Source organism: Streptomyces tateyamensis, from assembly GCF_003205575.1.
In the GTDB taxonomy this organism is placed as follows: domain Bacteria; phylum Actinomycetota; class Actinomycetes; order Streptomycetales; family Streptomycetaceae; genus Kitasatospora; species Kitasatospora tateyamensis.
Genome location: NZ_PYBW01000039.1, coordinates 49027 through 49513, shown reverse-complemented (window position 1 = coordinate 49513; position 487 = coordinate 49027). Strand labels below are relative to the sequence as shown.

The 487-nt window shown below is 73.3% G+C and carries 1 protein-coding gene; it reads right to left on the bottom strand.

The window, feature by feature from the left end:
- Positions 1-63: 63 nt before the first annotated feature.
- On the bottom strand, positions 64-487 hold a 424-nt coding region (locus tag C7C46_RS12485; RefSeq protein WP_181442318.1), incomplete at its 5' end, for a C40 family peptidase.

Genomic DNA, 487 nt, shown 5'->3' with positions numbered 1-487 from the left:
CGGGCCCCGCCGGTTTCGGGGCCAGTCGGACCGGGCCGGGGCTCGGTCCGGGACGGGTCTGCGTTACGGGCGGCCCAGGTGGGTCGGGAAGTAGCCGCTGCTGAGCACCGAGATCCGCACCTTGGCACCGGCGTGCGGGGCCTCGATGTACCGGTTGTCGCCCAGGTAGATCGCCACGTGGTGGATGCCGGAGACCCGGCCGTTGCTGGACCAGAAGATCAGGTCACCGCGGCGCAGTTGACCCGGGCTGACCGGGGTGGTCGCCAGGTACTGGTCGTCGGCCACCCGGGGCAGCTCGATGCCGGCCCGCCGGTAGGCCTGCTGCACCAGTCCCGAGCAGTCGTACCCGTCCGGCCCGTCGCCGCCCCAGACATAGGGCTTGCCGAGCTGGCCGGTGGCGAACTGGATCGCACTCTCCACACTCCCCTCGGCCGGCCCCGAGCTCGCGGCGGGGGCGGAGGTGGAGGTGGAGGTGGAGGCGAGGGCG